13 protein-coding genes are annotated in these 12,672 nt (G+C 68.1%); 6 read left to right on the top strand and 7 right to left on the bottom strand.

Going from position 1 to position 12,672, the window contains the following annotated elements:
- Positions 1–36: 36 nt before the first annotated feature.
- The 3 genes from ACZ0AE_RS12075 to ACZ0AE_RS12065 form a co-directional block, all read right to left on the bottom strand.
- Entirely contained in the window at positions 37–1,062 is a 1,026-nt protein-coding gene (locus ACZ0AE_RS12075) for a restriction endonuclease (RefSeq protein ID WP_463601238.1), read from the bottom strand.
- 270 nt (positions 1,063–1,332) lie between these two features.
- The gene (locus ACZ0AE_RS12070) at positions 1,333–1,833 is read right to left on the bottom strand and encodes a phasin family protein (RefSeq protein WP_038687726.1); all 501 of its coding nucleotides are present in this window, start codon (positions 1,831–1,833) and stop codon (positions 1,333–1,335) included.
- 87 nt (positions 1,834–1,920) lie between these two features.
- Positions 1,921–2,196: a polyhydroxyalkanoic acid system family protein gene (locus ACZ0AE_RS12065; RefSeq protein WP_038687727.1), complete on the bottom strand. Its 276-nt coding sequence runs from the start codon at positions 2,194–2,196 to the stop codon at positions 1,921–1,923.
- A gap of 119 nt (positions 2,197–2,315) precedes the next feature.
- Between ACZ0AE_RS12065 and ACZ0AE_RS12060 the strand changes: the two genes are divergently transcribed.
- The 4 genes from ACZ0AE_RS12060 to aroA all read left to right on the top strand — a co-directional run bounded on the left by ACZ0AE_RS12060 (position 2,316) and on the right by aroA (position 7,148).
- The gene (locus ACZ0AE_RS12060) at positions 2,316–3,116 is read left to right on the top strand and encodes an FHA domain-containing protein (protein WP_038687729.1); all 801 of its coding nucleotides are present in this window, start codon (positions 2,316–2,318) and stop codon (positions 3,114–3,116) included.
- Positions 3,117–3,390: 274 nt separating this feature from the next.
- Positions 3,391–4,476, top strand: coding sequence for a 3-phosphoserine/phosphohydroxythreonine transaminase (gene serC / locus ACZ0AE_RS12055; RefSeq protein ID WP_463601237.1), 1,086 nt, complete (start codon positions 3,391–3,393; stop codon positions 4,474–4,476).
- A 51-nt stretch (positions 4,477–4,527) separates the two neighbouring features.
- Complete coding sequence (gene pheA, locus ACZ0AE_RS12050) at positions 4,528–5,721, top strand: prephenate dehydratase (RefSeq protein ID WP_463601236.1); 1,194 nt, start codon at positions 4,528–4,530, stop codon at positions 5,719–5,721.
- Between the two features lie 113 nt (positions 5,722–5,834).
- A complete protein-coding gene (aroA, locus tag ACZ0AE_RS12045; RefSeq protein WP_463601235.1) occupies positions 5,835–7,148 on the top strand; it encodes a 3-phosphoshikimate 1-carboxyvinyltransferase in 1,314 nt (437 codons plus the stop codon).
- Positions 7,149–7,382: 234 nt separating this feature from the next.
- Here aroA and ACZ0AE_RS12040 read toward each other — a convergent pair whose 3' ends face one another.
- A complete protein-coding gene (locus ACZ0AE_RS12040; protein ID WP_463601234.1) occupies positions 7,383–7,961 on the bottom strand; it encodes an energy transducer TonB in 579 nt (192 codons plus the stop codon).
- Between the two features lie 157 nt (positions 7,962–8,118).
- Entirely contained in the window at positions 8,119–8,748 is a 630-nt protein-coding gene (locus ACZ0AE_RS12035; RefSeq protein ID WP_463601233.1) for an energy transducer TonB, read from the bottom strand.
- Positions 8,749–8,881: 133 nt separating this feature from the next.
- On the opposite strand from ACZ0AE_RS12035, the gene serS reads away from it, so the two are divergent.
- On the top strand, positions 8,882–10,162 hold the full coding sequence (serS, locus tag ACZ0AE_RS12030; RefSeq protein ID WP_038687741.1) for a serine--tRNA ligase: 1,281 nt from the start codon (positions 8,882–8,884) through the stop codon (positions 10,160–10,162).
- A 116-nt stretch (positions 10,163–10,278) separates the two neighbouring features.
- Here serS and ACZ0AE_RS12025 read toward each other — a convergent pair whose 3' ends face one another.
- Together ACZ0AE_RS12025 and ACZ0AE_RS12020 are read right to left on the bottom strand one after the other, a co-directional pair.
- A complete protein-coding gene (locus ACZ0AE_RS12025) occupies positions 10,279–10,629 on the bottom strand; it encodes an SH3 domain-containing protein (RefSeq protein ID WP_038687743.1) in 351 nt (116 codons plus the stop codon).
- A 196-nt stretch (positions 10,630–10,825) separates the two neighbouring features.
- Positions 10,826–11,407 carry an FMN-dependent NADH-azoreductase gene (locus ACZ0AE_RS12020; RefSeq protein ID WP_038687745.1) on the bottom strand — a complete coding sequence of 194 codons (582 nt, stop codon included), beginning with the start codon at positions 11,405–11,407 and terminating at the stop codon, positions 10,826–10,828.
- A gap of 125 nt (positions 11,408–11,532) precedes the next feature.
- Here ACZ0AE_RS12020 and ACZ0AE_RS12015 point away from each other — a divergent pair, with 125 nt between their 5' ends.
- Positions 11,533–12,525: a LysR family transcriptional regulator gene (locus ACZ0AE_RS12015; protein ID WP_038692047.1), complete on the top strand. Its 993-nt coding sequence runs from the start codon at positions 11,533–11,535 to the stop codon at positions 12,523–12,525.
- The last annotated feature ends 147 nt before the right edge of the window (positions 12,526–12,672 follow it).

Raw genomic sequence — 12,672 nt, 5'->3', positions numbered from 1 at the left:
GGGCTCTGCCCGGCTGCTCCTAAATACCGATCAACATCAAAGCGTAGCGCACTGCCGCCAACGCACCGGCTCGTCCACGCCCAAACGCGGATTCAACTGGATACGCACGGTACGCAGCGCCGGGTAGCGCTTCACCTCGGTACAGACCAACGGCCAGATCACGTCGATCTCGTCACTCCGGTTCACCGCCAACGTCTGCCGGGTAAGCCAGAACGCACTCAACACGCCCGGCTGGGTAGCCAGGGTGCGGGCCAGCTCTTTCTGGTAGCGCGCCAGCGTGGCCGGGTCCGGGTCGGCCACATCGCCCAGAATCCCCGGCGCGGCAGCAGGCGCGGTCGGCTTGGCAGCGGTGGGCGTGTCGGCGGCTGGCGTCTCGCCGGCCACCGGGCCGTCTGCAGGCGCAGCAGCAGCTTGAACCGGTGTCGCGGCCGGCGTGGTCACCGCCACTGGGGCGGCCTGTTGGTCCAGCCGCGAGGTCAGGTAGCCCATGCCCACCAGCAGCCCCAGGGTCAGCGACCCCAGCGCGGCAATCGAGATCCGTCGGATCGCCTCGCGGCGGGCCGCGTTCTTGACCTGAGCTTCCATGTCGCCGGGCAGGTACGGCTGCAACAGCGGCCACAGCAGGTGCCCGTCGAGCACCTCCACGCCTTGCTTCTCGGCGGCCACGCGGCCATCGCGTTCGACCATGCCCTCGGTGATCAGGATGCCGCCCCGGGCCCCGGCCAGCCGTGCGGCGGCGCCCAGTTCGTTCACCGCCGCGGTGCCAATGCGGTACGCGCGGCCATGCTTGCACGACAGCAGCCAGCGGTGCTGGGCGTCCTGCATGAGGAAATCGCTGCGCGGCTCGCGGCTGTCGTCCACCTCGCCGGGCACGTCCTGCAGGCCGCGCTGCTCGCGCATGGCGCGCCGGACGATCTCGGAAAAGTCACGCCAATGCATGCCAGCCAAGGCATTGAGCCCAAGCCGGGTCTCCTTGCGGCGGCGCTTCACCAGCCAGAACCAGGCGGCGGCAAGCGTCCAGACAATGAGGGCCAACAGTAAAGCCAGAATCCAGGAGAACATGGGGCGCTAGAGATGAACACGGATGTGCGATTGACAGTTTATATGCGCTCGCAGGCGTCTGCGGGGGCTCTTCAATACGAACCCCCGGAAGTCCGAGCCGCAGCCAGTGACCGGCGTCTCACTTTCGAGCAGCAGACACAGAAAACCCGCCAATCCGTAGCCGTGAGGGGAGGGAACAAACGGCGAAGAAGCGATTGGCGGGTCGGTTTCGATTGTCATCAATGCCGTGCTGCTTTGCAACATCCGGCACCGATGGGCCCCGGGCCGGGCTCAGGCGCCGCCCGGTCCCTGATGCGTTCCCGGGGACGGGTCGGCGTTGGGTGAGGCGTTGCGGGCCTCGGCGCGGTTGACCCTGGCATTGAGAGCATCAATACGCGCGTTCAGGGCCGCCACGTCCTCGGCCGTGGGGATGTTCAGGCGCTTGAGCACGCCCTGCACCCGGTCATCGAAGGCCTTTTCCACCTTGTCCCAGGTGCCGGCGGCTTTTTCGCGGGCCTCGCCCAGCTGTTCTTCCACGTTGTCGCGCCAGCGCGGGGTGTCGCCGCTCTGTTCGCGGTTGCGTGCCTCGATGGTTTCGCCTTCCCGCACCAGGGTGTCGAACACGCGGCTGCCCTCGGCCTGGGCGCGGCCAAAGGCACCCAGCCCGGCCAGCCATACCTGCTGGGCCGAACCGGTGAGCTTGCGCGAAAAGCGCTCGGCCTGTTCGCCCAGCGAGGGCTTGTCGTCGGGGCTGCGGGTGTCGCGGTCGTCGAAGTCGTCGTGTGCGGTCATGGGGCGATCCTGTGGATGGACACCCCGATGCTAATCAGCGCCAGCTTTGCGCCATGTGATGGCCGGCGCCTGCGGACGGACCAGGATTCAGCCCAGCTTTTCCTTCAGCACGCGCTGGATCTCGCCCTCGACCATGCCCTTCATCGCCGACAGCAGGAAGCCCAGCTTGGCGGTCACGTGCACCTGGCCGGGCTGCAGTTCGATCGCACCGTCCACGCCGGAGCCGTTGAAGTTCAACACGTCGCCCACCCAGTTGCTCTGCAGGCCGAAGCGCTCGGACAGCTTGGCGGCCACGTCTTCAATCGCCTTGCGGGCGCCATCGACGGGCAGGGAGTGGGCGTGGCGGATATCAATGCTGGACATGGGAGCTCCTGGCGGGCGGCAGCGGGAAGGGCGTGCATTGTGCGCATCCTTGCGCCCAACTCCAAGGACTGCATCACACTTCTTCTTCGATGACATGCAACCTGCTAGGCTTTCGCCGCGTGCAGAACCTGCTAGTTCACTTCACCCAACGCCAACACCCCGACCAGCCACTGCGGCCCGGGGTGCAGCGCATCGTGCGCCACGCTTCGGGCACTGTCCGGCTGGGCGGTGACGCCGCCGGCACCTTGCTGCTTGCACAGTTCTGCCTGGACGACCGCGGCCTCTGGCTGCAGGTGGCCACCGGCACGCGCGGCATCCACGTCAATGGCCGCCCCGTGCGGCGCATGGCCATGCTGCGCGCGGGCGATGCGGTGTATGTGGATGGCGTGGAGATGGTGATCCAGGGCGAGTGCGAGGTGCTTGCCCAGGCGCCGCCGCGCAGTGACGCCGGCAGCGACGAACTGCGCCTGCTGCGCGGGTTGGGCGGCCAGCACCACGGCCGCAGCTTCACCCTGGACCGTCCGCGCCTGATCGGCCGCAGCGCCGAGGCCGACATCGCCATCGACGACCCCGCCTTTGCCGAGCAGCACGCCCGCCTGGAGCTGCACGGCGAGCGCGTGCTACTGCGCGACCTCGGCGCGGGCGAATCCACCCGGGTCAATGGCGTGGCGGTTCGGCATTGCTGGCTGCTGCCGGGCGACCAGCTGGTGTTCGACACCCAGCACCGGTTCGTGCTGGAAGTGCCGCACGATGCCCGCACCCGGATCGTCAGCGAAGACGAGGACGACCTGCTGGACCTGCCCACCCACGACGCAGCGCCGGCCAAGCCGCCGCGCGTGAGCCGCTGGCCGTGGCTGCTGGCCAGCGCGCTGCTGCTGGCGGCAGTGATCAGTGGCCTCCTCTGGTTCGGCGCGCGGTAAACGTCATCGCATCCGCGCTGACGCCCCATGATTTTCTCTCCACGTACACCCAGCCAGGTCCGCGCAACCGGTAGTGCCGGCCGCTGGCCGGCTCCACGTGCACCGGGCTGGGTCCATGAGGTTGCCGGCCAGCGGCCGGCACTACCCGGGGGGCGCCGGGCCCAAATTGGTGCTCGTCTCGATAGATTCGTTTGCAACCAAATTCGCCTTGTCCTGCAAGGCCTAAAGCCTGGTGCGCTGCGGCATACTAGGGGTCTTGCCCCATAGGTGTGACATGACGCGCGCGTTCAACTTCAGTGCCGGCCCTGCAACCCTGCCGGAATCGGTCCTGCGCAAGGCGCAGGAAGAGATGTTGGAATGGAACGGCGCTGGCGCCTCCATTGTCGAAATGAGCCACCGCGGCCCGGAATTCATGGCCGTCGCGGCCAAGGCCGACGCCGACCTGCGCCGCCTGATCGGCATCCCCGACGACTACGCCGTGCTGTTCCTGGCCGGTGGCGCCACTACCCAGCAGGCCCTGCTGGCGCTCAACTTCGCCCAGCCCGGCCAGACCGTGGACTACGTGCTCACCGGGCACTGGGGCAAGACCGCGATCAAGCAGGTCACGCCCTACGTCAACGTCAACGTGGCCGCCAGCAGCGAAGCCAACGGCTTCCACGACATCCCCGCGCGCGACACCTGGCAGCTCTCGGCGGATGCGGCCTATGTGCACATCACCGCCAACGAGACCATCCACGGCGTCGAGTTCCGTGACACCCCCGATGTCGGCCAGGCGCCGCTGTTCGCCGATTTCAGCTCGTCCATCGCCAGCGAACCGCTCGATGTCAGCAAGTACGGCCTGATCTACGCCGGCGCGCAGAAGAACCTGGGCCCGGTGGGCGTGTCGGTGGTGATCGTACGCCGCGACCTGCTCGAACGCGCCGGCCAGCCGCGCGCGGACATCTTCAACTACCGCTCGCACGTGGCGCGCGACTCCATGCTTAACACCCCGCCCACCTGGAACTGGTACCTGGCCGGGCTGGTGTTCGAATGGATGCTGGCCGAAGGCGGCGTCGAGGAATTCGCCCGCCGCAACGCCGCCAAAGCCGCGCTGGTGTATGGCGCCATCGATGCCTCCGGCGGTTTCTACCGCAACGAGGTGGTGCCGGCCGCCCGTTCGCGCATGAACATCCCGTTCTTCCTGCCCGACGACAGCCTCAACGCGCGCTTTGTCAGCGAGTCCAAGGCCGCCGGCCTGCTCGCGCTGAAGGGCCACGCCGCCGTGGGCGGTATCCGTGCCTCGCTGTACAACGCCATGCCGGTGGAAGGCGCGCAGGCGCTGGTCGCCTTCATGGCCGACTTCCAGCAGCGCCACGGCTGACGTTTTCGTATTTCCCGGGGCGCGTGACGCCCCACTGCACCTGGAACCCAGATGGCCACCAAACCCGCCAAGCCCAAGGCCGCCAAAGCGCCGCTGTCCAAGCCCAAGGCCGCCGCACCTGCGAAGGCCGCCCCCGGCAAGGCCGCTGCCGTTGCCAGCACGCCCGCACCGGTGCTGTCGGACGTGCGCGCCAAGATCGACCACATCGACCGCAGCATCCAGGCGCTCATCGCCGAGCGCGCCAACTTCGCCCACCAGGTAGGCAAGGCCAAGGGCAAGCTCGCCGCCGCCGTCGACTACTACCGCCCCGAGCGCGAAGCGCAGGTGCTGCGCATGGTGGTGGACCGCAACGAAGGCCCGCTCAGCGATGAAGTGCTGGTGCATGTGTTCCGCGAAATCATGTCGGCCTGCCTGGCCCAGCAGGAGCCGCTGAAGATTGGCTACCTGGGTCCGGAAGGCACCTTCAGCCAGCAGGCCGTGCTCAAGCACTTCGGCCGCTCGGCGCTGGGCCTGCCGCTGGCCAGCATTGAAGAAGTGTTCCAGGAAGTGGAAGCGGGCAACGCCGATTTTGGCGTGGTGCCGGTGGAGAACTCGGGGCAGGGCACCATCCAGATCACCCTGGACATGTTCCTGACCTCCAACCTGAAAATCTGCGGCGAAGTGGAGCTGCGCGTGCAGCAGTACCTGATGTCGCGCAGTGGTCGGCTGGACGACGTGGAGCGCGTGTATGGCCACCCGCAGTCGTTCATGCAGACCTCCTCGTGGCTGCGCGCCAACCTGCCCAAGGCCGAGAAGATCCCGGTGTCCAGCAATGCCGAAGGCGCCCGCCGCGCCCGCAACGCCGACGACGCCGCTGCCATTGGCGGGGAGAGTGCAGGGCACGTGTACGGCCTGAAGAAGGTGGTGACCAAGCCCATCCAGAACGATGCCGACAACACCACCCGCTTCCTGGTGGTGGGCCGCAACATCTTCCCCACCTCCGGCCACGACCGCACCTCGGTGCTGGTGTTCATCCACGACAAGCCCGGCGCGCTGTTCGACGTGCTCAGCCCGTTCGCGCGCCACGGCATCAGCATGAACCGCATCGAGTCGCGGCCGTCGCACAACGCCAAGTGGGAGTACGGCTTCTTCATCGACCTGGCCGGCCACATCGAGGATGCCTCGATGCAGGCTGCGCTGGCCGAACTGGAAGCGCACTCGGCACAGATCAAGGTGCTGGGCTCCTACCCGGTGGCCGTGCCCTGACCGTCTCGGCGCAGCCATGCGCTGCGCCTTCGGTGGCGACGCCATGCCGGCGCGCCGCCTTTCCCGCATACCGCTGCATCGCCGCCCGCGCGGCTGCCTGACAGGATCCTTCGATGACCGCTACGCCGTACTGGATTGCCCACAAGGGCCAGCCCCTGCAGGGCACCCTGACCATTCCCGGTGACAAATCCGTGTCGCACCGCTCGGTGATGTTCGCCGCGCTGGCCGACGGCGTGTCGCACATCGATGGCTTCCTGGAAGGCGAAGACACCCGCGCCACCGCCGCCATCTTTGCCCAGATGGGCGTGCGCATCGACACCCCGTCGCCGTCGCAGCGCGTGGTGCATGGCGTGGGCGTGGACGGCCTGAGGGCCCCCACCGCGCCGCTGGACTGCGGCAACGCCGGCACCGGCATGCGCCTGCTGGCCGGCCTGCTGGCCGCACAATCGTTCGACAGCGTGATGGTGGGCGACGAATCGCTGTCGCGCCGGCCGATGCGCCGTGTCACCGGCCCGTTGGCGCTGATGGGCGCCAAGATCGACACCGAAAGCGACGGCACCCCGCCGCTGCACGTGCATGGCGGCCAGACGCTGAAGGGCATCGACTTCGCCTCGCCGGTGGCCAGTGCGCAGGTCAAATCCGCGGTGTTGCTGGCCGGCCTGTATGCAGATGGTGAGACCACGGTGAGCGAACCGCACCCCACCCGCGACTACAGCGAGCGCATGCTGCGCGCGTTCGGCGTGGACATCGACTTCTCGCCCGGCAAGGCCCGCCTGCGCGGCGGCCAGCGCCTGCGCGCCACCGACATCGTGGTGCCGGCCGACTTCTCCTCCGCGGCGTTCTTCCTGGTGGCCGCCAGCATCATTCCCGGCTCCGAACTGCGCCTGCGCGCGGTGGGCCTGAACCCGCGCCGCACCGGCCTGCTGGCCGCACTGCGGCTGATGGGCGCGGACATCACCGAAGAAAACCATGCCGAGCAGGGCGGGGAAGCCGTAGCCGACCTGGTGGTGCGTTACGCCCCGCTGCACGGTGCGGAAATTCCCGAAGCGCTGGTGCCGGACATGATCGACGAGTTCCCTGCGTTGTTCGTGGCTGCCGCTGCCGCGCAGGGCAACACGGTGGTGCGCGGCGCTGCCGAACTGCGGGTCAAGGAATCCGACCGCCTGGCCGCCATGGCCACCGGCTTGCGCACGCTGGGCGTGCAGGTGGATGAAACCGACGACGGCGCCACCATCCACGGCGGCAGCACGCTGGGCAGCGGCACCATCGAAAGCCACGGCGACCACCGCATCGCCATGGCCTTCGCCATTGCCGGCCAGCTCAGCAGTGGCGAAGTGCGGGTGAACGACATCGCCAACGTCGCCACCTCCTTCCCGGATTTCGATGGCCTGTCCACGGGGGCGGGCTTCGGGTTGCGCAGCGCCTGAGGCGTGCTGCCGGGCAGAGCCCGGCACTACGATGGTGCGTGATTGCTCGTAGAGCCGGGCTCTGCCCGGCTGCCGTTTGCGTCGGCATATGCCTGGTTGCCGGGCAGCGCCCGGCACTACGTGGTTGCGGTTGCGTCGGGATGTGCCTGGTTGCCGGGCAGCGCCCGGCACTACGCCGCACAAAAAAGGGAGGCCAGTGGCCTCCCTTTTTCGTTCCCGCCTCAGCGCCTCAACTTAGCGCTCGGTACGGAAATCCACCGGCACGCGCACCACGCTGGCCACGGCGCGACCATTGTTCATGGCCGGCTCGAACTGCCAGTTGCGCACGGTGGTCAGCACCGCGCGGTCCAGGTCGCGGTCACGCGAACCGGTGCGCTGCACGATGTTGGCATCGGTCACGTGGCCACGCGGGTCCACGCTCAGGCTGGCCACCACGCTCCCCTGCACGCCACTGCGCAGCGCGCTGGCCGGATAGGTCGGCTTGGCATTGCTGGCCAGCGGGCGCGCCTCGCGGTTACGCGCGGCTACGGCCGGCTTGCGCTGGGTGTTGTCCGGTGCGGCCTGGCGCGTCGCCGGGGACGGTGCGGTGGTGGCCACCGGCGTCTCGGTCGCCGGCAACATGCGCTCGCCTACCGGTGCAGTGCTGGTTTCGTTGGGGTTGGCGTAGCGCAGCCAGACCAGCGCGGCGGCGAACATCGCCACGATCAGCGCCATCCACAACCACGGCGAGGTACCGCGGCGGGCCGGTTCATCGGTCACGTCGCGCTGGTGCTGCGGCGACGCGTGCATGTCATGGGCATGGGTAACACTCATGGCGAACTCCTGATGTCGTTTTGACACCCGCAGTCTTGCCCGTACCCGGTTGTGGATGTGTCAGCGCACCGTCAACGCGGCGACTGCATTGCCATCGAGGTTCAGCTTGATGAGCCATTGCCGAATCAGCGGTGCGTGATGATCCGGCGGCCGCGCATTACTGCGGCTTGAAGTCGAACGGGACCTCGATGCTGCCCGGCACCGGCTGGCCATTGCTCTGCGCCGGCTGGAAGCGCCAGCGGCGCACCGCATCCGATGCGGCCCGATCAAGATCGCGTGAACCACTCCGCTCGATGATCGTTACGTTCGACGGGTAGCCGGTGGCATCCACATCCACGCGCACCACCACCGTGCCGGCATCGCCACGACGCAGCGCGGCAGGCGGATACGAGGGCGGCGGCGACTGGTCGGTGATCGGCTGCGGGCGGTCACCGGCAGCGGCGGCCACCGGGGCCTCGGTGGTCGGCGCGGCGGCTGCGGCCGGCGGCGGCGGGGGTGCGGTTTCCACCAGCTGCGGGGCTTCTTCGCCAGGCGGCAGCGGCTTGGCGTCGGGCATGTCGCTGGAGCCGGCCGCGGCGGGCAGGGGTTCGGGCAACGGCTCGATATCGGCCACCTGCTGCGGCGTTGCCGCCGGGCCGGCCTTGTAGAAGTCGTCGTTGCGGCTGCTCAGCCACACCACCAGGAACAACAGCACGCCAACGCCAAAGGCGATGCCGGCGATCATCAGGCTGCGCCGGGGCAGGTGGAAGGTGATGTTCTTGCCAGACGAGGAGCGGGAAGCGGACATGAGCCATACCGTAGTGAACCCCCCGATTCTGCCACGCCCGGAATGACTGAGGGGTACATGGCGGCCCCCGGGCGGCAGAAATCCGCATAACAGGCGATAATCCCCCTCCAGTCCCAACCCCATCGCACACGCCATGCTTGATCCAGCCCTGCTTCGCCAACACCCCGCCGACCTTGCCGAACGCCTGCGCTCCTCGCGCGGTTTCGAGCTGGATGTGTCCGGGCTGGAGTCGCTGGAAGCAGACCGCAAGCGCATCCAGGTGCGCACCCAGGAACTGCAGAGCCTGCGCAACAGCCGCTCCAAGGCCATCGGCCAGGCCAAGGCCAAGGGCGAAGACGTCTCGGCGATCATGGCCGAAGTGGCCGCGTTCGCCGACGAGCTGAAGGCCTCGGAAGTGGCCCTGGACGAACTGCGCGACAAGATCGAAGCCATTGCCCTGGGCATTCCCAACCTGCCGGGCGACGACGTGCCGGCCGGCGCGGACGAAACCGAGAACGTGGAGCAGAAGCGCTGGGGCACCCCGCGCAGCTTCGACTTCCCGGTGCTGGACCACGTGGAGCTGGGCGCCCGCAACCGTTGGCTGGACGCGGAAACCGCGGCCAAGCTGTCCGGCTCGCGCTTCACCGTGCTGCGCGGCCCGCTGGCCCGCCTGCACCGCGCGCTGGCCCAGTTCATGCTGGACCTGCACACCGACACCCACGGCTACCAGGAAACCAACGTGCCGGCGCTGGTCAACGCCGAGTCGCTGCGCGGCACCAGCCAGCTGCCCAAGTTCGAAGACGACCTGTTCAAGACCGCCGTGGGCGAGTCCACCCGGTACCTGATCCCGACCTCGGAAGTGCCGCTGACCAATATCGTGCGCGACGAGATCATCGACGCCGACCAGCTGCCGCTGCGCATGACCGCGCACTCGCTGTGCTTCCGTGCCGAAGCCGGCAGCGGTGGCCGCGACGTGCGCGGCATGATCCGCCAGCACCAGTTCGAGAAGGTGGAGCTGGTGGCCGCGTGCACCGCCGCACAGAGCGAAGACGAACACCAGCGCATGACGCGCTGCGCCGAAGTGGTGCTGGAAACCCTGGGCCTGCCGTATCGCAAGGTGCTGCTGTGCACCGGCGACATGGGCTTTGCCGCAGTGAAGACCTACGACCTGGAAGTGTGGCTGCCCTCGCAGGACACCTACCGCGAGATCTCCTCGTGCTCCAACTGCGGTGATTTCCAGGCCCGCCGCATGCAGGCCCGCTGGCGCAACCCGGAAACCGGCAAGCCCGAACTGCTGCACACCCTCAACGGTTCCGGCGTGGCCGTGGGCCGCGCGATGATCGCGGTGATGGAGAACTACCAGAACGCCGACGGCAGCATCACCGTGCCGGATGCCCTCAAGCCTTACATGGGCGGCCTGGACACCATCGCCTGATCACAAAAAAACCCGCCGAAAGGCGGGTTTTTTTGTGCAGCACCTCGGGGGCTCTGCCGGGGCGATTCGGGCATTGCGTGCAGCCACCCATGGGGTGGCTCTACCCCCCACCGGGGTTACATGGCCCGCAACACCCGCAACGGCACCCACCCTTCAACACCGCCGCCCACCGGCGCGCACCACGCCCAACCGTTCAGCACGCGCCCACCCACCAGCACCTGGTCCGGGTCCACGTCCAGCTCGCGCGCGCAGTAGTCTTCCTTCGCAAAGGCATCGCCCTGCGCATCCCGCCCGATCACCTGCGCCGGCACCCAGCCCGGTGCCTGGTCGGCGGCTTCGCACAGGTACCAGTCGTCCCAGCCTTCCGCGCCTTCATAACGCTCACCCACCTGCAGCGCCTGGCCACGCGCCAGCGTGATGGGGTGGGGGAATTCGCTCCGGTGCGGAGCAACGACCAGATAGCGCATGCGGGCCTGTCCTGAACAAGTGAGCGGTCAGCGTAATGACGCCCACCGACCTTGCCCAGCACCTGCATCGCAGTTGCGCCATTGAAAAAGAAGATGGCCCCAAAAGGGGCCATCAGGCGCAACACCGGCGGGGGAGGGAGAACCGGTGGTGCGCGCCACGCCGCCACGACGAGGAGGAACGGCGCGGTGTTACACCTTAGGCAGCAGCCAGCTCACGCGGCTGCGGCAGGGTGGCCAGTGCCTGGGCGATGGCATCGGTGCGGTGCTGCGGCGAGTAGGCAATGCCCTCGGCGCGCACGAATTCCACATCGTCGATCCCGAAGAACGCGAACACCTGACGCAGGTACGGGTCCTGGAAGTCGGTCGGGGCGCCGGTGTGCAGGCCGCCGCGGCTGCTGGCCACGATCACGTGCTTGCCGCCCGCCAGGCCCACCGGGCCGGTGTCGGTGTACTTGAAGGTCTTGCCGGCCACCGCCAGGCGGTCGATCCACGCCTTGAGGGTGGAGGCCACGCTGAAGTTGTACATTGGGGAGCCGATAACCACCACGTCGGCGGCAAGGAACTGTTCCAGCACCAGCGCCGCGTCGGCCACTTCGGCCGCGTCGGTCTGGGCCAGCGAGCTGCTGCGCAGGTGCGCAACGGGCTGGGCGTCCAGGTCGCGGTAGGTCACTTCCAGGCCCGGCACCTGGTCGCGCCACTGCTGGACCACGGCGGCCGAGAGCTGGCGGGAAACCGAGTTGTCGCCAAGGACGCTGGCATCGATGTGAAGAAGCTTCATGGCAATCACCTGTTATCTGGGGAGGGGCGGGCAAGGCGCCGCCGACGGAGAACAGGTTAGGTTGTTGCTTGGTTGGGATAAAGGTGGTTGAATACCACGTATTGTTCTATATCTGGAACTTCGGTATGCACGACCTAAACGATCTCTATTACTTCGCCATGGTGGTCGACCACGGCGGTTTTGCCGCGGCCGAACGCGCGCTGGGCATCCCCAAATCGCGCCTGAGCCGGCGCATCAGCCAGCTGGAAACCGACCTGGGCGTGCGCCTGCTGCAGCGCTCCACGCGCCGCTTCGCGGTGACCGACGTGGGCACCAGCGTGCACCGTCACGCCCAGACCATGCTGGCCGAGGCCCAGGCCGCACGCGAGGTGGTGGACCGGCTCAGTGCCGAGCCACGCGGCCTGGTGCGCGCCAGTGTGCCGGTCTCATTGGCGCAGATGCAGCTGCCCAAGCTGCTGCCCAAGTTCCTGGCCCAGTACCCCAAGGTGCGCCTGCAGCTGAACATCAGCAACCGCCGCGTGGACATCATCAACGAAGGCTACGACGTCGCCCTGCGTGTGCGCTCGCGGCTGGATGACGACGGCAGCCTGGTCATGCGCAGCTTCGGCCAGGTGCAGGAACTGCTGGTAGCCAGCCCGAAATACCTCGACCGCGCCGGCCGCCCCAAGGACCCGGACGAACTGGCCAACCACGTCACCCTGAGCATCAGTGAAGACGAAGCCCGCCAGCGCTGGGAACTGCACGGCCCGGAAGGCGCGGTGCGCCGCGTGGACCTGCAGCCGCGCGTGGCCGGCTTCGACTTCCCGCTGCTGCAGAGCATGGTGAAGGACGGGTTCGGCATCACCATGCTGCCCGAAACCGTCTGCGCCGACGCCGTCCGCAGCGGCGAGCTGGAAGTGGTGCTGCCGGAATGGTCGCTGCCGCAGGGCATCTGCCACGCCGTGTTCGCCTCGCGCCGCGGCCTGCTGCCGGCGGTGCGCGTGTTCATCGACTTCCTGGCCGAGCACCTGCCGCCGCAACTGGAGGCCTCGCGCCTGCATTGTGATGGCGCGTGTGAGCGGGCCAAGGAGAAGATCAAGGCCAGCGCGCTGGGTGCGTTGGCGGTGGATGCGGGCTGAGCCCGACCCCCACCGGGTGGGCAAACCTCACCTGAAATGCGAGAATGCGACCCCCGGCCAGTGCCGGGGAGCCATGCCGGACGGGGCGCTGCCCCGACCGGATACCCGGGTTGCAATGACCTGGGTACGCGGGGCGCGGACAGCGCT

This window comes from Stenotrophomonas sp. AC248, assembly GCF_979258185.1.
Note: the sequence above shows the minus strand (reverse complement) of the source record. Positions and strands in the feature narration are given on the sequence as shown.

Bases quoted from the DNA above. Each gene is read 5' to 3' on its own strand.
- aroA (WP_463601235.1), top strand. From the start codon at position 5,835: ATGACCGCTACGCCGTACTGGATTGCCCACAAGGGCCAGCCCCTGCAG.
- ACZ0AE_RS12025 (WP_038687743.1), bottom strand. From the start codon at position 10,629: ATGCGCTATCTGGTCGTTGCTCCGCACCGGAGCGAATTCCCCCACCCC.
- ACZ0AE_RS12065 (WP_038687727.1), bottom strand. From the start codon at position 2,196: ATGTCCAGCATTGATATCCGCCACGCCCACTCCCTGCCCGTCGATGGC.
- ACZ0AE_RS12015 (WP_038692047.1), top strand. From the start codon at position 11,533: ATGCACGACCTAAACGATCTCTATTACTTCGCCATGGTGGTCGACCAC.
- ACZ0AE_RS12070 (WP_038687726.1), bottom strand. From the start codon at position 1,833: ATGACCGCACACGACGACTTCGACGACCGCGACACCCGCAGCCCCGAC.
- ACZ0AE_RS12020 (WP_038687745.1), bottom strand. From the start codon at position 11,407: ATGAAGCTTCTTCACATCGATGCCAGCGTCCTTGGCGACAACTCGGTT.
- ACZ0AE_RS12075 (WP_463601238.1), bottom strand. From the start codon at position 1,062: ATGTTCTCCTGGATTCTGGCTTTACTGTTGGCCCTCATTGTCTGGACG.
- serC (WP_463601237.1), top strand. From the start codon at position 3,391: ATGACGCGCGCGTTCAACTTCAGTGCCGGCCCTGCAACCCTGCCGGAA.
- ACZ0AE_RS12040 (WP_463601234.1), bottom strand. From the start codon at position 7,961: ATGAGTGTTACCCATGCCCATGACATGCACGCGTCGCCGCAGCACCAG.
- ACZ0AE_RS12035 (WP_463601233.1), bottom strand. From the start codon at position 8,748: ATGTCCGCTTCCCGCTCCTCGTCTGGCAAGAACATCACCTTCCACCTG.
- pheA (WP_463601236.1), top strand. From the start codon at position 4,528: ATGGCCACCAAACCCGCCAAGCCCAAGGCCGCCAAAGCGCCGCTGTCC.
- serS (WP_038687741.1), top strand. From the start codon at position 8,882: ATGCTTGATCCAGCCCTGCTTCGCCAACACCCCGCCGACCTTGCCGAA.